Genomic DNA, 19545 nt, shown 5'->3' on the forward strand with positions numbered 1-19545 from the left:
TACAAATAGAGAACGACACCATGAAAAGACTGGTACTGATACGCCACGGCCAAAGCCAGTGGAACCTCGAGAACCGATTCACCGGCTGGACTGATGTAGACCTGACAGAGCTAGGCATCAGCGAAGCTCGCAAAGCCGGACAACAACTCAAGGAAAACGGCTTTCACTTCACACAAGCCTTTACGAGCTACCTCAAGCGCGCCGTCAAAACCCTCAACAACGTCCTCGACGTGATGGATCTCGACTGGATCCCCGTGGAGAAGAGCTGGAGACTCAATGAAAAACACTACGGCATGCTGCAAGGGCTCAACAAAGCCGAGACCGCAGAAAAGTACGGTGAGGAGCAAGTTTTGATCTGGCGCCGCAGCTACGATATACCACCAAAGGCTCTCGATGCCAACGATGACCGCTCCCCATACAAGGACATACGATATGCCGGAGTGCCACACGAGGATCTACCACTCACCGAAAGCCTAAAGGATACCGTCGCACGCATACGCCCCTACTGGGAGCAAACGATATTCCCATCCCTCAAAAAGCACGACGACGTCATCGTGGCAGCGCACGGCAATAGCCTACGCGGTATCGTCAAGGTACTCAAGGGCATCAGCGACGAAGACATCATCAGCCTCAATCTCCCCACCGGGATTCCCTATGTCTTTGAGTTCGACGAAAACGACGGCTACAAACTGGTCAAAGACTACTTCATCGGTGACCCCGAAGAGATCAAAAAACTCATGGAGGCAGTAGCCAACCAGGGAAAGAAAAAGTAAGCAACGTACACTTTACCCCAAATAAAACGGCAGTCCTTTCCCCGCGTGTCACACACCTGAGGAGAGGACTGTCTCTTTTACCGACACACCCACACACTTTACACAGATATGAATATCGCAATAGTAGGCGCCAGCGGAGCTGTAGGACAAGAGCTGCTCCGCCTGATCCAAGAGCGCAATTTTCCCTACGACACCCTTCGCTTATTCGGTAGCTCAAGGAGCGCAGGAAGCAATTGCACTGTCAATGGAAAAGAACTAACCATCCAAGAACTCCGTGAGGGGGATGACTTCGAGGGGATCGACCTAGTCTTTGCAAGTGCAGGAGCAAGTACATCCCTACGATTCCGAGAGACCATCACCAAGTATGGCGCAATCATGATCGACAACTCGAGTGCGTTTCGGATGGATCCACAGGTTCCACTGGTCGTGCCGGAGGTCAATGCACACACAGCACTGGAGCACCCCCTCAAGGTCATTGCCAACCCCAACTGCACCACCATCCAAATGGTGGTCGCACTCAAGGCCATCAACGACATCAGCCGGATCCGAAAGGTACACGTCGCCACCTACCAAAGTGCCAGTGGAGCCGGAGCAACCGGGATGGAAGAGCTGGAGCACCAGGTAAAGCAATACGCCTCAGGCGAGACCCCGACCGTACAAAAGTTTGCACACCAACTCCTCTTCAACGTCATTCCACACATTGACGTCTTTACCGACAACGGCTACACAAAAGAGGAGATGAAAATGTACCACGAGACCCGAAAGATCATGGACAGTGACCTTGAGGTGAGTGCCACCTGCGTACGGGTACCCACACTCAGAGCACACTCCGAAGCAATATGGGTCGAGCTGGAAAAACCCCTTACCACACAAGCCGCACAAGCCGCTTTTGCCAAGGCAAACGGTGTCGTCCTCCTCGACAACCCCGCACAAAATGAGTACCCGATGCCCCTCTTCCTCTCCGGAAAAGACAAAGTCTACGTCGGTCGGGTGCGCCAAGATCTGTCCAACCCCAACGGCCTCTCATTCTGGTGCGTGAGCGATCAAATCCGCAAAGGGGCTGCACTCAACGCCATCCAGATCGCAGAGTATCTCCTAGACGCCCAACCAACCCTCCGAAAATGATCTCCAGGCCACTACGACTGCTACTATTGCTGATGAGCCTCATCGGCACAGGAGCACTCGCCCAGACCACACCCAACCTACTGCGAAACCCCAAGCAATACAGCGAAGCGGAAAAGTACGCCAACCGAGTACTCAGCACCTGCACACAACGGCAAAAAGTAGCCCAACTCATCATGCCGATGGTCTCGCCAAAGACCGACAGTCACTCCCTGAGAGCATGGGAGCGAATGGTGACACAGGAGGACTACGGTGGTGTACTTTGGCAAAAAGGCACGCCACAAGATCAGCTCCGACTGACCAACTACATGCGCCAAAATGCTCGCATACCCATGCTCGTTGCCATAGATGGTGAGTGGGGGCTCTCCATGCGCCTGACCGGGACGCCCAAGTGGCCACGCAACATCCTACTCGGAGCCACCAACGACGAGGCTCTCGCCTATGCTTACGGACAGGCAACGGCCAAGGAGGCCAAAAGGCTGGGGGTCCAGATCAACTTTGCCCCGGTGCTCGACATCAACAGCAACCCCCAAAATCCCGTGATCGGCACCCGTAGCTTCGGGTCCGACGGAGCCTTAGTCTCCAAGCTGGGCATTGCCTACGCACGAGGATTGGAGGAGGGTGGCGTGCTCTCCACTGCCAAGCACTTCCCCGGACACGGTGATACCTCGGCCGACTCGCACTACGCACTGCCACTCATCACGAAGAGTCTCAAAGAGCTTCAGGCAGTAGAGCTACCACCATTTGAGGCCTACATCCGAGCCGGACTCAGTGGTATGATGATCGCCCACCTACAGATCCCGGCACTTGGAGCCACCACCGGAGCATCCAGCGCCAGTCGATCCGTAGTGACCGATCTGCTACAAGACAAGCTGGGCTTCCGCGGACTCATCTTCACAGACGGGCTGGGCATGCGCGGTATCACTGCCGGAGTGGGGAGCGGCTCAGTAGCCGTGGAGGTCTTCAGAGCCGGGAGCGACATCCTACTGGCACCGCCAAACCCACGCCAAGCCGTAGACGACCTCATGCACGCACTGGACACGGGCGAAATCACCCCCGAGGAGGTCGAGCGTAGAGCCAAAAAAGTACTGATCTACAAGTACCTCACCGGAGCCACAGATCGGACACCCCTATCGGATCGGCAACTCACCACCGACCTCAACCCCACCTCTGCTCAAGACCTCATCCGACAGATCTACCGCCAAGCCATGACCCTCACACGCAACGACAGCGACCTACTCCCCCTCAAGGGACAACCACGGCTGGCACTACTCCGATACGGCGACAACCAACTCCAGCACCTGCTGACACAGCTACGAGAAGCAATACCGGAGACCAAAGCATTCGCCATCGGCACACGCACCGACAGTGCGACTCGACAGTCAATCTACCGCCGGCTCCGAGAGTACGACACCGTCATCGTAGCCGTCACCGGACAAAAAATCCGACCGGACAAAAATCTGACAGAGCTACTCAGCGACACCCGCTCAGTCTTGGCCTTTCTCACCACCCCATACGCCGCTCTGCAGTACGGACGGGAGCTCAGTCTGGCCGGTGCCGTCTGCTTTGCCTACGACGCCAAAGCCGGCGGGCAATCCGCTCTCGGAGAAGCCCTCACCGGCGCCATCCCCTTTGGGGGCACGCTTCCGGTAGACCTCAGCCCGTACATCACGGCAGGTACCGGACTCACCACCACCAAGAGCCGACTGGCATACGGCACGCCGGAGCAAGTCGGGATGGACGCCACCGTACTGAGTCGCATCGACGATCTGGCGACCGAGGGAGTACGCCAAAGAGCCTATCCGGGCTGCCAAGTCTTAGTCGCCAAGGACGGCTACATCATTTACGAAAAAGCCTTTGGCACCAAGGATGCGGCCGGCCAAAAACCGGTCGACCTCACCACACTGTACGACACTGCCTCCGTCACCAAAGCCGCTGTCACCACCCCGCTCCTGATGATAGCCACGACCGAGCAACGCATCCACCCCGACGACCGACTGCGCAAGTACCTCGACTACACCGATCGCTCCGACAAGGCAGACCTCACACTCAGGAGCCTCCTCCACCACTGCGCCGGCCTACCGGCCGTCCTACGATTCTACGAGGAGCTACTAGAGCCCACCTCCTACGACCGACCACTCATCACCGGACGAAAGCGCACCGGCTACCCCCTCAAGATCGGCCGAAATGCTTGGGCACAAACCGACTGGAACTTTCGCCAAGACCTCGTCAGCCGCGACTCCTCAGCCCTCTATCCCACACGAATGGCCCAAGGCTACTACCTCAGCCCACAAGTACAGTCCATGATACGCCGGATGATCTGCGACGCCACACTCCGACCCGGACGCTACCGCTACTCCGACCTCGACTTCTTGCTACTCAGCGACGTCCTCGAGAGAGCCTACACCAAGCCACTGGACAGCCTCTTTTACGACAAGATCGCACGACCACTCGGCACCACACGCCTCTGCTTCAAGCCCTACGTCCACTTCCCCCTATCCGATGTGGCGGAAGGGCAGGACGATCGATTTTTGCGCCACCAAGTCCTCCACGGAGATGTCGACGACGAGGCGGCCGCCATGCTCGGAGGCGTCTCCGGCAATGCCGGGCTCTTTGCCAACGCACACGACTTGGCCAAGCTGGTCGAGCTCCTGGCGAGAGGTGGCAACTACGGAGGTATCGACTTTTGCTCACCGGAGGTCCTCCGCCACTACACCACAGCACGACACCGCACCTCCCCATACGCCATGGGCTTTGACCGACACCGAGGAGCCAAAAAGCCCGGCAATACCGCCGAGGAAGCCCCCCTATCCACCTATGGACACACCGGATTCACCGGCACCTGCTTTTGGGTAGATCCCACCAACCACATCACCTACATCTTTCTCAGCAATAGATGCTCACCCACGCGGTGGAACAACAAACTCTCCACCCTCAAGATCCGAAAGCACATCCAGTCCGTCATCTATCAAGCCATCCAATAACCCATGACCCCGATCTCCATCACAGCCCTACTCCTGGGAGCTACCACCCTAATACTCCTCATCCTCTACCTCATGGCTCTCGTCCGAAACAGCCACCTCAGCCAACAGCTGATCGACCAAGACCAAGCGCACCACAGAGAAATCAACCTCCGAGGCACCCTGCAAGAGCAGCTGACCGGACAGATCAAAGCCATGGAAGATCGATTCACCGTCCTATCCGAGACCATCACCAAGCAACGAGCCGAAGAGCTGACCACCACCACCTCCACCACCCTGTCCACCATCATACAGCCCCTCCAAGACTCCATACGCGAAGTCCGACAATCCCTATCCGACACCACCACCAAAGAAACCGACCGGACCGCCAGACTGGAGCAAACCATCAAGCAACTCACCGAGCAATCACTAGAGATCGGACAAAAAGCAGACTCACTCGCCGAAGCACTCCGACTCAAGCCAAAAGTACAAGGCAACTGGGGCGAAACACAGCTCGAAGTCCTACTGGAGCGAGAGGGCTTCCAAAAAGGCAAGCACTACGACACACAGCCCACACTACGCACAGAGACCAACACCATAGTCCGCCCCGACTTCGTCTTTCACCTACCCGACAACAGAGACGTCATCATCGATGCCAAAGTCTCCCTCACAGCATTCCTAGACTACATAGAGGCAAAAAACGACGAAGACCGACAAAACGCACTCGACCGGCACACCAAGAGCCTGAGAGGACACATACAGGAGCTTAGCGGCTACAAATACCAGCAATACATCCCGGCACCACGACAAGCACTCGAGTACATCCTCATGTTTGTGCCCAACACCGCCGCCATCCAACTCGCCTACACACACGACCCATCCCTCATCGACTACGCCAAAAAAGCCAACGTCCTCATCACCTCCGAGGCCAACCTCTACGTCCTCCTCAGGCTCATACAACTCTCCTGGAAACAAGACGCTCAAGTCAAAAACTTCGCCGAACTAACCACTCAGGTCGCACTCCTTTTGGAGCGAACCCAACGCTTCATCGAGCGATTCGAGACCATACAAGAGCGCATCAACGCCCTCCAAAAAAGCTACGACGACACCAACACCAGCCTCCGCGGACGACAAGGGCTACTCAGCACTGCCAACCGCATCAACACCCTCAGCTCCTCCACCACGACAGACGACGACGAGCGCATGTAGGACAACGAGTGACCCACGACAAGCCACACGCCACACCCCTCAGCCCCAAAAAAGAAACACACGGACGATAAAGTCATCCCTACCGTCCAAAAACCACACCCTCCGGACGAAAAACTCCAAATCACAATGTGATTTATTCAAATCACTAAGTGGTTTATTCAAATCACTGTGTGATTTCTAGAAATCACACAGTGATTTTATCTTTTTCCGGGACAAGCGCACCTTTTTCTCCGACCTCACCAAGTTTTTCTCCCAGGAAAAAAACTTTTTCCCCCACACCCAACCTCACCCCTCCTCGGTTACCCGAATATTTGGTATCTTTCGGACATGAAAAACAGCATCCCGCAAGCAGAAATACAGCGTGCCAAGCAACGGCAACGAATGATTGGCAACTCCCCGGAGCTCAACCGCGCTGTGGAAGTGGCACTCCTCATAGCCCCCACAGACGTCAGCGTACTGGTGACCGGCGAGAGTGGCGTAGGCAAGGAGAGTTTTCCGCAGATCATCCACCAAAACAGCGCACGCAAGCATGGCCCCTACGTGGCAGTCAACTGTGGCGCCATACCCGAGGGAACCATCGACTCCGAACTATTTGGACACAAAAAAGGCTCCTTCACCGATGCTGTAACGGAGCGAAGTGGCTACTTTGAGGAAGCAAATGGAGGCACCATATTTCTCGACGAAGTAGGCGAGCTCCCCATGCCCACACAAGCAAGGCTCCTACGCGTACTAGAGTCCGGCGAATACATGAAAGTCGGCTCCTCCCAAGTACAGAGAGCCGATATACGCATAGTCGCCGCCACCAATGTGGACCTGGAGGAGGCAATCCGGCAGGGAAAGTTTAGGCAAGACCTATACTACCGGCTGAATACCGTCACCATCACACTTCCACCACTGCGCGACAGAGGCGGAGACCTACTCCTCCTCTTTAGGCTTTTTGCATCCGACTTCGCAGACAAATACCACATGCCCCCTATCCGCCTCAGCGAGGAAGCCGAGCAACTCATGCTCCGATACCGCTGGCCGGGAAATATCCGCGAGCTCAAAAACCTCGTCGAGCGATTGAGCGTAATCGCTGAGGATCGACTGATCTCCGAGCAGGTACTCCTCGACCAGCTCCCCCCAAATGCAGACCAGAGACACCCGGCACTCATTACAGCCGGGCAAAGCTCATTTGGTATCGGTGGAAGTGGAGAACCGGGCTTCTCGGAGAGCCAGCAACAAATGGGGGCCATCTATGGGATGATGCGGGAGATGAAGATGAGCATCAACGACCTCTCACAGCTCCTCTACCACGTCCTACAAGGACAACAACAAGGGATTACACCCCGACCCGCCATCCTGGGACCCGATGTCGTACTCACCGGAGAAGCCCCACAGTCCAACACCAAAGCTACGACTGCGGCCGAAGCAGAGTTTCAAGACATCGTGGATGATGGACACATCCTCACCCTGGAGGAGATGGAGCAAAAGTATATAGAGATGGTGCTGCGACACAACAATGGAGTGCGCAAAAAAACAGCGGAGGACCTAAATATATCCGAGCGAACCCTCTACCGCAAACTAAAATAACCATGCGTACACTGTCCATCCCAGCCCTCGTGGTAAGAGTATTGCTACTCCTCTGCCTGCCGACCATCGGAGGCTGCACAATCGCCTACCGGCTCAACGGTGCAAGCATCGACTACACCCGGATCAAAACCATCAAGATCGATGACTTTCAGAACCTCGCACCAACCGTCTACCCACCTCTGGCCCAAAGGTTTTCAGAAGACCTAAAACACCGTTTTGAGACACGCACACGCCTAACACAAGTTGGAGGACAAGGCGACCTCAACATAGAGGGAGAAATCACCGGATACGAACTAACAGCCGAGGCGGTACAAGAAAACGCACTTGCCGCAAAAACCAAGTTGACCATCACGATCAACGTCCGATTCACCAACACGGTCGACGAAGAAGAGAGCTTTGAGCGACAGTTCACTTCCTTTGAGACATTTGACAGCAGTCTCATGTTCTCCGACGTCCAAGACGAGCTGACCGCACGCATGACTGAGGACCTGATCAACCAGATATTCAACGCAACAGTCGAAAACTGGTAATGACCTACACCGAACTCGCCTCACTCCTCGAAGACCCCTCCGGACTCAGCCTGAGCCACTTGGACGACCTGCTCCTCCTCAGCCGGCAGTACCCCTACTGCGAGCCACTGCACCGGCTGATCCTGATCTGCCTGCACAAAAACGGAGACCTACGATACTCAAGCGAATTGAGCCGACGGATCCTCTACATCACAGATCCGGCACAGCTCTTCCTGACCCTCAACAACCACCGCCCACCACGTCCCCGCAAGCAGGAGCCAGAGGCGGGCAAAAGCCAAGACAGCTTTAGTATCATCGATGACTTCCTGCAAGACCATCCGGATGACGCACACGAGGTAGAGGAGATGCTGGACCGGATACAAACCCCACCGACAGCAGCAGAAACAGTGCCGGAAGAGCCCATCGAAAGCACCGGTGACCTGATAGAAGCCTTTCTCGCCAAAGGCGAATCCGCCGAAAAGATCCCAACCGAGGAGGAAAAACCCACCCCGCCACCATCGGATGGCGACACCACACCGGGCCAGGCCGAAGAACTCTTCACAGAAACCCTCGCAAGGATCTACATCCGCCAAGGGAAATTCGGAGAAGCATTGCGCATTTTTAAGACGCTAAATTTGAATTATTCAGAAAAAAATAGTTACTTTGCCGAGCAAGTGGCATACCTTGAGAAAATTATCAAGGTCGTGCCAACTGTATCTGTTGACAAAAACAACTAGCAGTTAAAACTAAGATATGTACATATTCCTTTCCATCCTCATCGCGATCGTTGCTTTGCTCTTGATCCTAGTGGTTATTATCCAAGAGTCCAAGGGCGGCGGTCTGGCGGCCGGTTTTTCCTCCTCCAACAGCATCATGGGTGTGCAACGCACCACCAATGCGATTGAGAAAATGACCTGGGGCTTGGCCGCAGTCATGGCCATCCTGTGTATCCTCTGTGCAAAGTGGGCACCCAGCAGTCAACGCAGTGTAGCGACACAAGACAACAGCGTCATCTCAGACTACGTGGAGAAGGCGACTATCCCGGCACCTGCAGATGCACAACCGTTTGGCGAAGTCCCGGTAGAGCAAGCACCTACGACAGAGGAGACCCCGGCAGAATAAGGAAAGAGAAAAGGGTTGCTCAAGTGCAAAGATATTGGTACCTTTGCAACCGCTGATTGAAAGAATAACAATAAGATAATAGAGAAATAAAATGTCACGAGTTTGTCAAATCACGGGCAAGAAAGGACTCATCGGTAACAAGGTTTCGCACTCCAAGAAGCGCACCAAGCGGACCTTCAATGCGAACCTATTCGACCGCAGGTTTTATTGGCCCGAGCAAGATTGCTGGATCAAGATCCGAGTATCAGCTGCCGGACTACGCCTGATCAACAAGATCGGCCTGAACGCGGCACTCATCCGCGCCAACGAAAAAGGAAACCTCAACAACTTCCTGATCCTAGACTGACGCATAGAGAAAGTGGCGGACGTCCTCACGTGGGACGTTGGCCCGGGAAGAAAGAGAGCGTCCACTATTCACTTTACAATAGAACAACAGAACCATGTCCAAGAAGGGTAAAGGCGATAGAGTACAGGTCATCCTAGAGTGCACAGAAATGAAAGAGAGTGGACTCCCCGGAACCTCCCGCTATATCACCACAAAGAACAAGAAAAATACGACCGAACGCCTTGAGCTCAAGAAGTACAATCCCATCCTCAAGCGCATGACCGTACACAAGGAGATCAAGTAAGCAGAAAAGCCCCTACTTGCCAACAACAGACACTCAAAACAAGATCATCAGATACTAAACCATGGCAAAAAAGACAGTAGCAACCCTGCAGAAGGGTGAAGGACGTACCTTCTCCAAGGTCATCAGAATGGTAAAGTCCCCTAAGACAGGTGCCTATGTTTTTGAAGAGCAAATGGTACCCAATGAAAAGGTAAAGGACTTCTTTAGCAAGAAGTAAAGAGCCTACCCCTCACATACCAAGACAACGTGGTGGTATAGTGCATACCACAAAAACGGGGGAGGTACACCCACTTATTTTCAAAAAGACCTAAAAAGCTCAGGACTCCGTGCTATGGACTCCTGAGCTTTTTTTTAATTATCACAGCGCATCCCACACATGACTAAAAAGATAGATCGCTCCCAAGACCATCTCACACTACTCCTACCAAAAGAAAACCAGTACTCCCAAGACTATGATCCGGAGGTGCTGGAGACCTTTTCCAACAAACACACCGACACGGATTATTGGGTGAGGTTCAACTGCCCCGAGTTCACCAGTCTCTGTCCAATCACCGGGCAACCCGACTTTGCGGAAATACGCATCGCCTACATTCCCAACATCAAGATGGTAGAGAGCAAAAGTCTGAAAATCTACCTCTTTAGCTTCCGAAATCATGGAGCCTTTCACGAAGACTGCGTAAATATCATCATGAAAGACCTGATCCGGCTCATGGAGCCAAAGTATATAGAGGTCAAGGGGCTTTTCACTCCGCGTGGAGGCATCTCAATCTACCCCTATACCAACTATGGTGCACCGGGCACCCCCTACGAGCAACTGGCAAAAGAGCGACTGGCACACCAAGAGCTATAGTCCTCCGCTACAGAGTCACTCGCAGATCAACACACGAGGAGTTTATCCCAAGAGACACCCATACCAAGCATCAAGACTCTGACCACTTTTTGGTACATTTGCGTGTGAAAAAGGGGAGATACACCCCTCTCCCATCATCCATAGTCAGCTAATATCAAATAAGATCACCAGACTACAATGAACATCAAATCGCTTATTTCCTCAAGCATTGCCTGCCTATTGCTAGGGGGCGGAGTCGCTTTGGCACAGGTAAAAACGACAGAGCTACAGTTTCACTACAACTTTGGCAAGCACCTCTACAAAAAAGAGCTATCAGGCATGACACCGGTCATGTCCACCTTGGTGCACTACTCCGAAGACCCATGGGGGGCAAACTTCATCCTCATGGATATGGGGATCTCCGGCCAAGGCATGGATCGTATGCAGACAATGGCCTATCGTGACCTGAGGTTTTGGGATGCTCCGATAGCACTTCACTTGGGCTACGACGGAGGGTTGACCAACAGTGCTTCGTTCCACAATGCCATTACCTCCGGCGTGGACTACGTCTTCAAGCACAGTAAGTATGATTTCTCCCTCAGCACAATTGTAGGGTATCGCCACGACTTCAAGGACGCCAAGCCCCATAATATCCAGGTCTCCTCTATCCTTGGCTGGACGAGCTGGAACCGTCTATGGAGTATCAATAACTTCCTAAACGTACGCAGTGCCAACCTAGGGACAGAGCAAAGTAGCCTGATTTTCTTCATGAGACCACAGTTTTGGCTCAATATCAATCAATTTGTAGGCATGCCTGATGCGCTCAACCTCTCCATTGGCTCAGAGGTTCGCCTGCAATACGACACGGCAATATCCAATAAATTTTATGCCCTACCCAGTTTGGCAATGAAGTGGACCTTCTGATCCATTCGGCATAATCAATAAAAGAGAGAGGGTGTGTCACTCGGTGACACACCCTCTCTCTTTTGCTACGAGGCTATTGCTCCTCCGGCTCATCCACACTTGGACGCACCGCAGTTTTTGCAAATCAAGCACCCCTCCTGATAGACGAGGCTCTCCTGTCCACAGTTGGGACACGTCTGTCCGGCAGCCTTGGTTCCCGATGCCATATAGCGCCTGAGTGCACGCTCCACGCCATTCTTCCAAGTGTTGATGGAGTCGTCGTCCAGGTCGAGGCCCTGAATGAGGTTGATCACCTGCTCGATGGGCATACCATAGCGCAGGACGCTGGATATGAACTTTGCGTAGTTCCAAAACTCAGGGTTGAACTTGGTATCCAATCCGGCCACCGTTACGGTCAGGCCGCGCTTGTTGGCAAATTCAAAGTCGTATCGCTTTCGGCCCTCTTTGTCAAAAGTCTTGATGATCGTACCACGAGAGACACGCTTGGGGATACTGAGTCCCTCCTCTTCGTCATCAATCCCGGTAAAGATCTCATATGGTTTGTCATTCTTTAGGCCAATGAATGCGATCCACTTCTCCTTGTTGTTTTGGAAGCGTACGATATCGGCATCCAGTTCGTCCGGTCGCTTGAGTTGTTGAAAAGCCTCCTCATCCGTTCTGGCACTTTGGTCGGTCTTTTCTTTCTCCTCTTTTTTCTTCTCCTCGGCCGCCACCAGGACACCCGAGCGTGATCCATCACGATACACGGTACATCCCTTGCAGCCCTCCTTCCAAGCTGTAATGTAGAGGGTGTTCACGAGTTCTTCATCCACATCGTTGGGGAGATTGATCGTCACACTTATCGAGTGGTCCACCCACTTCTGGATGCGTCCCTGCATACGTACTTTTGCCACCCAGTCCACGTCATTGGAGGTCGCCTTGTAGTAGGGTGACTTTTGGACCAGCTCCTGCAGTTCGTCGGAGGTGTAGTCCTTATCGGGGTCGTAGCCATTGGCCTGCATCCAGGTCTTGAAGTTGTGGTGGTAGACGATAAACTCCTCAAACCTATCCCCTGTCTCATCCACATAGGTTGCGGTCGATGTTCCCTCCTCTTCGGCACTATTGATCTTGCGACGGCGCTTGTAGACGGGCAAAAAGACAGGCTCGATACCTGATGTTGTCTGAGACATGATGCTGGTCGATCCGGTAGGAGCGATGGTCAAGCAGGCGATGTTTCGGCGTCCATGCTTTACCATCTCATCATACAGCTCAGGATCAGCCTCACGGATTCGGCGGATCAGCGGGTTATTCTCCTCACGCTTGGGGTCATAGATCTCAAAAGCACCCCTCTCCTCTGCCATCTTCACCGAGCTCCAGTAAGCACTGAGGCATAGGGTCTTCTGCACCTGTTCAGCAAAGTCGGTTGCCTCCTCCGAGCCATACCGTAGTCCGAGTGCAGCGAGCATATCTCCCTCGGCGGTGATACCGAGTCCGGTACGCCTACCCATCAGTGTTTTCCGGCGAATCTTCTCCCAGAGGTGACGTTCGGTCTCTTTCACCTCATCATTCTCCGGATCCGACTCGATTTTGGCAATGATCTTGTCGATCTTCTCCTGCTCTAGGTCGATGATATCGTCCATCAGACGCTGTGCATAGCCCACATGCTCACGGAAGAGCTCCATATTGAAGTGCGCCTCTTTGGTAAAAGGCTTCTCCACGTACCCAAAAAGATTGATTGCCAGTAGTCTACAGCTATCATACGGGCACAAGGGGATCTCTCCGCACGGGTTGGTCGATATGGTCCTAAAGCCTAAGTCAGCATAGCAGTCCGGGATCGACTCACGAATGATGGTATCCCAAAACAAGACACCGGGCTCTGCACTCTTCCAGGCGTTGTGTATGATTTTATTCCACAGGTCACGTGCTCGCACGGTCTTGGTGTACAGAGGCTTGTCTGCATCTATCGGGAATTGCAGGGTATAGTCCTCATCCTTCACGACTGCGTCCATGAAGTCATCTGTGATCCGGACCGACACATTGGCTCCGGTCACCTTACCCTCCTCCATCTTGGCGTCTATGAATGCCTCACTGTCCGGGTGCTTGATCGAGACAGAGAGCATCAGCGCACCACGCCGTCCGTCCTGCGCCACCTCGCGCGTGGAGTTGGAAAAACGATTCATGAACGGCACCAATCCGGTAGAGGTCAGAGCCGAGTTTTTCACCGGGGATCCTGCGGGGCGGATGTGCGAGAGGTCATGCCCCACACCACCGCGGCGCTTCATCAGCTGTACCTGCTCCTCATCGATCTTGAAGATTGCCCCGTAGCTATCCGTACTTCCATCCAGTCCGATCACAAAGCAATTGGAGAGGGATGCGATCTGCTTTTCGTTGCCGATACCCGTCATCGGGCTGCCTTGTGGGATGATGTACCGAAAGTGATCGATCAGCTCATAGATCTTTTCATAGCTGAGGGGGTTGGGATACTTCTGCTCGATCCTATGCAATTCGGATGCGATGCGATGGTGCATATCCTTGGGTGTTTTTTCAAAAAGTGTGCTATCCGAGTCCTTGAGGGCATACTTGGAAGTCCACACCTTAGCCGCGAGTTCGTCACCCTGAAAGTACTCCAAGGTAGCGTCATAAGCTTCGCTGAAGCTGTAAGTCTTCTGTTTCATTCCTGCAGAGTTGATATGTATATTATACGTGGATTATATGGTTTTCCCATCGGTGCCACTAAGGCCGTTTCCCGATTTTCCCCATGCCGATAAGAGAAAAAAAGCGAACAACAAAAAAGAGGTACGCCCAACAAAAGTTTCCCAAATCGGACAACAAATATACTATATTAACTAAAAGAATGCACAAGAAAACAGATGTGCAATCCACTTACAGACAAATCCTAGAGAGGAAAACACCGGCCAAAACAGATAAGAATCAACGAATTACAGACAACTCCGAGAAAAACAAAATGGACGTAAGTTGATCCAACCGGACAACTGTGCTACTACACCCCTCCAAAACAAAAAAAACCTTACCTCCTCACCGTCAGATGAAAGCAGGCCTGAAGACGCTCATGCTTGATATAGCAACGCCCCTCCTTCTGGTACGTGCGCAGGACACCGGCCAGCACATGCTTGAGCTCATCCGGCGATATCTGCCTAGGATCCTGCGGATCCACTTTTTCAAAACGCTTCCACGACAGGTCAAAGGTGGTCCCATACATATGGGTCGAGTGAGTGGTGGCATTGGCATTGCCACGCCTCAGGGAGCGGACATCCTCCTCTGTACGGGTCACGCTCGTCACGATTAGACGATAGAGTGGCATCCGATCCCGCTCTAGGCGTGACACAAAGCTATCACCGATATCCTCCAAGAGTCGGGCGGCAGCGGGGACCAAGTAGGGTTCCGAGTGGGTCAGCTCATCAATCGTGACCCCCTTGGTATCTGTCACCTGCACCAGCTCCCTGTGCGTCCGCACCTCCTCCCGTGTCCGGCACGGACGGATACCCACCACACCAGCGGCCTTTAGCTGCAGGGCATTCAGATCATTGAAGTCTCTACTAAAGCAACCAATATAGCGGTACGGGGTTCGTCGCTCAAAGGCCTCGAGATCATACGTGGGCAAGTCCGGTGCTTTTTCCCGAGTCAGACCAAGACAAACAACCGAGATCACCACCAAGGGCAAAAGATAGCGCCACAGCAACGGGGCGTAACGTCGCATCCACTGGGGCGGAAAGTCTGTATGTGAGGTTGATAGGGGCATACCAATGTTATCCAAACAGCGCAAATATACACAGATTACCCCAAAAAGGTCCGTCCTCGGCAGAGACTCAAAAAAAGTCACCTTTCAAGGGGTAGCTCACAGCCAAAATGGAGGTTATTTTTTGGGGTTCGTAACCATCTGTGTCTCAACCTCTCAAAAAGCCTCTTTTTTTTCACGGATAGAAGCGATCGGTTTCACGGATAGAAGCAAAACTTTTCACGGATAGAAGCGATCGCTTCGACGGATAGAAGGAAAAAAATTGGTCGTACCATAAGAAAAAGGAGGAGCCGAAATCGTGTTTTGGGGGTTGGGCTGTTTTACGCATTGGCTTCCCCTGATATTTTCGAGCAAATACACCTTTTGGACAAAAGATAAAATGAGAGAGGGTGTGCCGAAGTCTTTACTTCGGCACACCCTCTTGCGCACCGGATGGTGCTAGGGGAGATCTAATAGGGTTACTTGTGCTCAGCGCACCAGAGGTAGGCGTTGCGGAAGGCCTCCAGCCACGGTGTCACATCATGGTCACCCTCCGGATAGTATCCACACTGCCACGGGAATATGCACCGCTCGGGATGTGGCATCATTGCGAGATGCCTACCATCGTCACTCGTCAGTGCAGCGATTGCCAGGTCGGAGTTGTTGGGATTACCGGGATAGGCCTCATAGGCATACTTGGCGGCTATGTGGTACTCTGCTTGGTCGGGCTTGAGCTCGAAGCGTCCCTCTCCGTGTGCCACCCAGCAGCCCAGCTTGGTTCCGGCCAGTGTGTGGAGCATGACGGAGTTATTTTGGGGAATCTCAAGGGTAATAAAGGAGGACTCGAATCTCCCTGAGGCATTGTGCCGCATACTGAATGCTCGTCCATCGGCATAGAGTACACCCAGCTCAGCCAAGAGCTGACAGCCATTGCAAACACCTAGAGAGAGTGTGTCCTCTCGGGCATAGAAGTTGGTGAGTGCCTGCCGAGCAGTGGAGTTGTACCTAAACCCTGCGGCCCAGCCTTTGGCAGAGCCTAGAACGTCGGAGTGAGAGAAGCCCCCACAAAAGACAAGCATCCGGATATCCTCCAGAGTCTCTCGTCCGGACATTAGGTCGCTCATGTGCACATCCTTGACCTCAAATCCGGCAAGGTACAGCGCATAGGCCATTTCGCGCTCTCCATTGGTGCCTTTGTCTCGCACAATAGCCGCCCGTATAGCCGTTGGACGCTCGGAGCGCGAGTAGTCGATCTTGCCGGTGAAGTTTTTGGGGAAAGCGTACTGTATGGGTTGCGCAAATAGGTTTTTGGCCCTCTCTTCGGCTTGCTCCGGGGTCGTTTGGAAGGGTTCCATCGCTTTGCTGGGAGCGTACCATGCCTCACGCAATTGGTCAATGTCGTAGGTGTATGGGCAGTTGCCTAGGACGAGTAGCCGCTCCGTGGTGGGTCGGGCTATGATCTCTGCGGAGACACCTGCTTTTTCCAAGTCAGCCACGACACTCTCGGGGTCGGCCACTTGCATGAGGACACCCGGGTTTTCGCAAAAGAGGACCTTGAGTAGATCTGTATCCTCTCCCAAGAAGTGGGACTCCATGCGTACGCCACCATGGGTGTTGGCAAAGGTCATCTCGAGCAGGGCCGTGATAAGGCCACCGGCGGAGATATCGTGCATGGCAAGTATTTTCTCGGAGTGGACAAGGTCCTGGATGGCGGAGTAGGCATCGATGAAGTAGTCCACATCCATGATGTCCGGTGCGTCGGTCCCTATCTTGCCCAACGTCTGATAGAGTGCCGACCCACCCAGTGTGCGCGGACAGTAGGAGAGATCCACGTAGATAATCCCGGAGCCGGGGAGATCCCGGAGGACGGGAGAGGGTATCTTTTTGACATCAGTGACCTCACCGGCTGCCGATATGATCAGTGTGCCGGGTGAGAGTACCTTGGTGTCATCGGAGTAGCTCTGGGTCATGGAGAGGGAGTCCTTGCCGGTGGGGATGTTGATCCCCAGGGCAATGGCAAAGTCGGAGCAAGCCTGCACTGCCTCGTAGAGACGTGCATCCTCTCCGGCATTGCGACAAGGCCACATCCAGTTGGCCGACAACGATACGGAGGTGAGACCCTCCTTGAGTGGCGCAGAGATGAGATTAGTCAGTGCCTCCGCTATGGCTAGGCGGGACCCTGCTGCAGCATCGATTAGCGCCGCCTGTGGGGCATGACCTATGGAGGTGGCGATACCCTCCTTGCCTCGGAAGTCAAGTGCCACTGCACCAAGATCCGAGAGAGGGAGCTGTAGCTCACCCTGGCACTGCTGACGTGCCACCTTGCCTGTGACGGAGCGGTCTACCTTGTTGGTCAGCCAATCTTTGGAGCCCACCGCCTCTAGGCTAAGGACAGCCTTGAGGTGAGTCAGTAGGTTGGAAGCGGATAGATGGTCGGGGTTGCTGAAGTGCTGCTCCTGAGTGGTATCGGTCATGATGGTCTTTGGGGCAGAACCAAAGAGGTGGCTCAGCTTGAGGTCAAAGGGACGACGACCATCCTTGTCCACAAAGTCCAGCTCCATATCACCGGTTGCCTCCCCCACCACATACATAGGTGCCCGCTCACGGTCAGCGATCTTTTGGATGGTCTCCACGTCACCACTTTTGAGCAAAAGCCCCATACGCTCCTGGCTCTCATTGCTGATGATCTCCTTGTCCGAGAGAGAGGGATCGCCTACGGGGAGTTTGTCGATGTAGATCTTTCCACCGGACTCCTCCACCAGCTCACTGAGGCAATTTAGGTGTCCTCCTGCGCCGTGGTCGTGGATAGAGACAACAGGGTTGTCGGGACTCTCGGCAAGTGCTCGGATGACGTTGCTGACACGCTTCTGCATCTCGGGATTGGAACGCTGGATGGCGTTGAGCTCTATCGCATCCTGGAATACTCCGGTATTGACCGACGAGACAGCACCGCCCCCCATACCGATGCGGTAGTTGTCTCCTCCCATGACGACGATCTTGTCTCCCTTTTCGGCCTTGCCCTTGAGCGCATCGCGACGCTCAGCCATACCCACACCACCGGCCAGCATGATGACCTTGTCGTAGCCCCAAGTGCGATCGCTCTCGGTGTGCTCAAAAGTCAGGACGGAGCCACAGATGAGGGGTTGGCCAAACTTATTGCCAAAGTCGGAGGCACCGTTGGATGCCTTTGTGAGGAGCTCCTGTGGAGTTTGGTAGAGCCACGGACGTGCGCTGATAGCTTGCTCCCACTGCTTGGAGCCATCCAGACGTGTATAGGGGGTCATGTAGATCGCAGTACCGGCGAGAGGGATACTGGCTTTGCCCCCGGCAAGGCGGTCGCGTATCTCGCCTCCGGTACCGGTGGCCGCACCATTGAATGGCTCGACAGTGGTGGGGAAGTTGTGGGTCTCCGCCTTTAGGGAAAGGACAGAGTCCACTCGGCGTGTCTCAAAGTAGTCGGGCGCATCGGCACGTCTGGGTGCAAAAAACTCGACCTCCGGTCCGGCATTGAAGGCGACATTGTCCTTGTAGGCCGACACAAGGTTGTTGGGATTGAGCCTCGAGGTCTCCTTGATCATCTGAAACAAGCTCATCGGCTGCTCCTTGCCATCAATGACAAAAGTGCCTCCAAAGATCTTGTGGCGACAGTGCTCGGAATTGACCTGTGAAAAGCCAAAGAGCTCCGCATCGGTCAAGGGCCGTCCAATCTCCTTTGCCACACCGATAAGGTAGTCGATCTCTTCATCACTGAGTGCCAACCCCTCCTCCGCATTGTATTGGCGAATGTCTCGGACCTCTATGATCGGAGCTTTCTCAAGATTCAGTCGCTCAAATACATCTGCCGAAAAGCCATCGTATTTTCTCAGAAGCATGCGGTCGTATGGGGTATCCGACTCAGCTTGCACAAACATCTCGATCCGAGTGATCCCTAGGCGTTGTTTCAGCCCCATCACCTCGGTTATCTCCGTTGCGTTGGTCGACCACGGCGTGATCATCTCGGGTCTAGGTCCTATATAGTAGCCGGTGAGCAGATCGGAGTCCACGAGTGTCGCATCACCAAATAGCCATCGTAGGGCATCCAGGTCTTCGCCACCGATGGACTGTGTGTGGCTGACAGCATAGACTGTCGTAGGCCCGTTGTCTTGTTTTCTGAAAAAAGAGATCATAGTACTATTTATATG

At 53.8% G+C, this 19545-nt stretch carries 16 protein-coding genes; 13 read left to right on the forward strand and 3 right to left on the reverse strand.

The window, feature by feature from the left end:
* The first annotated feature begins 20 nt into the window (after window positions 1–20).
* The 13 genes from gpmA to AC1EK1_RS04295 all read left to right on the forward strand — a co-directional run bounded on the left by gpmA (window position 21) and on the right by AC1EK1_RS04295 (window position 11649).
* Window positions 21–773 carry a 2,3-diphosphoglycerate-dependent phosphoglycerate mutase gene (gene gpmA, locus AC1EK1_RS04235; protein WP_480306768.1) on the forward strand — a complete coding sequence of 251 codons (753 nt, stop codon included), beginning with the start codon at window positions 21–23 and terminating at the stop codon, window positions 771–773.
* Between the two features lie 108 nt (window positions 774–881).
* Window positions 882–1898 carry an aspartate-semialdehyde dehydrogenase gene (locus AC1EK1_RS04240; RefSeq protein WP_480306770.1) on the forward strand — a complete coding sequence of 339 codons (1017 nt, stop codon included), beginning with the start codon at window positions 882–884 and terminating at the stop codon, window positions 1896–1898.
* On the forward strand, window positions 1895–4879 hold the full coding sequence (locus AC1EK1_RS04245) for a serine hydrolase domain-containing protein (RefSeq protein WP_480306772.1): 2985 nt from the start codon (window positions 1895–1897) through the stop codon (window positions 4877–4879). Before AC1EK1_RS04240 ends, AC1EK1_RS04245 begins: the two co-directional genes overlap by 4 nt.
* Window positions 4880–4882: 3 nt before the next feature.
* Window positions 4883–6064, forward strand: coding sequence for a DNA recombination protein RmuC (locus tag AC1EK1_RS04250; RefSeq protein ID WP_480306774.1), 1182 nt, complete (start codon window positions 4883–4885; stop codon window positions 6062–6064).
* A 327-nt stretch (window positions 6065–6391) separates the two neighbouring features.
* The gene (locus AC1EK1_RS04255; protein WP_480306776.1) at window positions 6392–7636 is read left to right on the forward strand and encodes a sigma-54 interaction domain-containing protein; all 1245 of its coding nucleotides are present in this window, start codon (window positions 6392–6394) and stop codon (window positions 7634–7636) included.
* A 2-nt stretch (window positions 7637–7638) separates the two neighbouring features.
* Complete coding sequence (gene lptE, locus AC1EK1_RS04260) at window positions 7639–8166, forward strand: LPS assembly lipoprotein LptE (RefSeq protein WP_480306778.1); 528 nt, start codon at window positions 7639–7641, stop codon at window positions 8164–8166.
* Entirely contained in the window at window positions 8166–8882 is a 717-nt protein-coding gene (locus tag AC1EK1_RS04265; RefSeq protein ID WP_480306780.1) for a hypothetical protein, read from the forward strand. Before lptE ends, AC1EK1_RS04265 begins: the two co-directional genes overlap by 1 nt.
* A gap of 16 nt (window positions 8883–8898) precedes the next feature.
* Window positions 8899–9267 (forward strand): preprotein translocase subunit SecG, encoded by a 369-nt coding sequence (gene secG, locus AC1EK1_RS04270; protein WP_480306782.1) that lies wholly within the window; start codon window positions 8899–8901, stop codon window positions 9265–9267.
* A 91-nt stretch (window positions 9268–9358) separates the two neighbouring features.
* On the forward strand, window positions 9359–9613 hold the full coding sequence (gene rpmB, locus AC1EK1_RS04275) for a 50S ribosomal protein L28 (protein WP_480306784.1): 255 nt from the start codon (window positions 9359–9361) through the stop codon (window positions 9611–9613).
* Between the two features lie 94 nt (window positions 9614–9707).
* Window positions 9708–9896 carry a 50S ribosomal protein L33 gene (gene rpmG / locus AC1EK1_RS04280; RefSeq protein WP_480306786.1) on the forward strand — a complete coding sequence of 63 codons (189 nt, stop codon included), beginning with the start codon at window positions 9708–9710 and terminating at the stop codon, window positions 9894–9896.
* Between the two features lie 61 nt (window positions 9897–9957).
* Window positions 9958–10113, forward strand: a complete 156-nt coding sequence (locus AC1EK1_RS04285; protein WP_480306788.1) for a DUF4295 domain-containing protein — start codon at window positions 9958–9960, stop codon at window positions 10111–10113.
* A 159-nt stretch (window positions 10114–10272) separates the two neighbouring features.
* On the forward strand, window positions 10273–10746 hold the full coding sequence (queF, locus tag AC1EK1_RS04290; RefSeq protein ID WP_480306790.1) for a preQ(1) synthase: 474 nt from the start codon (window positions 10273–10275) through the stop codon (window positions 10744–10746).
* A gap of 177 nt (window positions 10747–10923) precedes the next feature.
* On the forward strand, window positions 10924–11649 hold the full coding sequence (locus tag AC1EK1_RS04295; protein WP_480306791.1) for a DUF5020 family protein: 726 nt from the start codon (window positions 10924–10926) through the stop codon (window positions 11647–11649).
* Between the two features lie 89 nt (window positions 11650–11738).
* Here AC1EK1_RS04295 and AC1EK1_RS04300 read toward each other — a convergent pair whose 3' ends face one another.
* From AC1EK1_RS04300 to purL, 3 genes are all read right to left on the reverse strand, one after another.
* Complete coding sequence (locus AC1EK1_RS04300) at window positions 11739–14303, reverse strand: adenosylcobalamin-dependent ribonucleoside-diphosphate reductase (protein WP_480306793.1); 2565 nt, start codon at window positions 14301–14303, stop codon at window positions 11739–11741.
* 353 nt (window positions 14304–14656) lie between these two features.
* Entirely contained in the window at window positions 14657–15346 is a 690-nt protein-coding gene (locus AC1EK1_RS04305) for a DUF5715 family protein (RefSeq protein WP_480306795.1), read from the reverse strand.
* Between the two features lie 497 nt (window positions 15347–15843).
* Entirely contained in the window at window positions 15844–19530 is a 3687-nt protein-coding gene (gene purL / locus AC1EK1_RS04310) for a phosphoribosylformylglycinamidine synthase (RefSeq protein ID WP_480306796.1), read from the reverse strand.
* Window positions 19531–19545: the final 15 nt, after the last annotated feature.

Source organism: Porphyromonas sp. C0026D3 (genome assembly GCF_056590775.1).

Bases quoted from the DNA above. Each gene is read 5' to 3' on its own strand.
- gpmA (WP_480306768.1), top strand. From the start codon at position 21: ATGAAAAGACTGGTACTGATACGCCACGGCCAAAGCCAGTGGAACCTC.
- AC1EK1_RS04240 (WP_480306770.1), top strand. From the start codon at position 882: ATGAATATCGCAATAGTAGGCGCCAGCGGAGCTGTAGGACAAGAGCTG.
- AC1EK1_RS04245 (WP_480306772.1), top strand. From the start codon at position 1,895: ATGATCTCCAGGCCACTACGACTGCTACTATTGCTGATGAGCCTCATC.
- AC1EK1_RS04250 (WP_480306774.1), top strand. From the start codon at position 4,883: ATGACCCCGATCTCCATCACAGCCCTACTCCTGGGAGCTACCACCCTA.
- AC1EK1_RS04255 (WP_480306776.1), top strand. From the start codon at position 6,392: ATGAAAAACAGCATCCCGCAAGCAGAAATACAGCGTGCCAAGCAACGG.
- lptE (WP_480306778.1), top strand. From the start codon at position 7,639: ATGCGTACACTGTCCATCCCAGCCCTCGTGGTAAGAGTATTGCTACTC.
- AC1EK1_RS04265 (WP_480306780.1), top strand. From the start codon at position 8,166: ATGACCTACACCGAACTCGCCTCACTCCTCGAAGACCCCTCCGGACTC.
- secG (WP_480306782.1), top strand. From the start codon at position 8,899: ATGTACATATTCCTTTCCATCCTCATCGCGATCGTTGCTTTGCTCTTG.
- rpmB (WP_480306784.1), top strand. From the start codon at position 9,359: ATGTCACGAGTTTGTCAAATCACGGGCAAGAAAGGACTCATCGGTAAC.
- rpmG (WP_480306786.1), top strand. From the start codon at position 9,708: ATGTCCAAGAAGGGTAAAGGCGATAGAGTACAGGTCATCCTAGAGTGC.
- AC1EK1_RS04285 (WP_480306788.1), top strand. From the start codon at position 9,958: ATGGCAAAAAAGACAGTAGCAACCCTGCAGAAGGGTGAAGGACGTACC.
- queF (WP_480306790.1), top strand. From the start codon at position 10,273: ATGACTAAAAAGATAGATCGCTCCCAAGACCATCTCACACTACTCCTA.
- AC1EK1_RS04295 (WP_480306791.1), top strand. From the start codon at position 10,924: ATGAACATCAAATCGCTTATTTCCTCAAGCATTGCCTGCCTATTGCTA.
- AC1EK1_RS04300 (WP_480306793.1), bottom strand. From the start codon at position 14,303: ATGAAACAGAAGACTTACAGCTTCAGCGAAGCTTATGACGCTACCTTG.
- AC1EK1_RS04305 (WP_480306795.1), bottom strand. From the start codon at position 15,346: ATGCGACGTTACGCCCCGTTGCTGTGGCGCTATCTTTTGCCCTTGGTG.
- purL (WP_480306796.1), bottom strand. From the start codon at position 19,530: ATGATCTCTTTTTTCAGAAAACAAGACAACGGGCCTACGACAGTCTAT.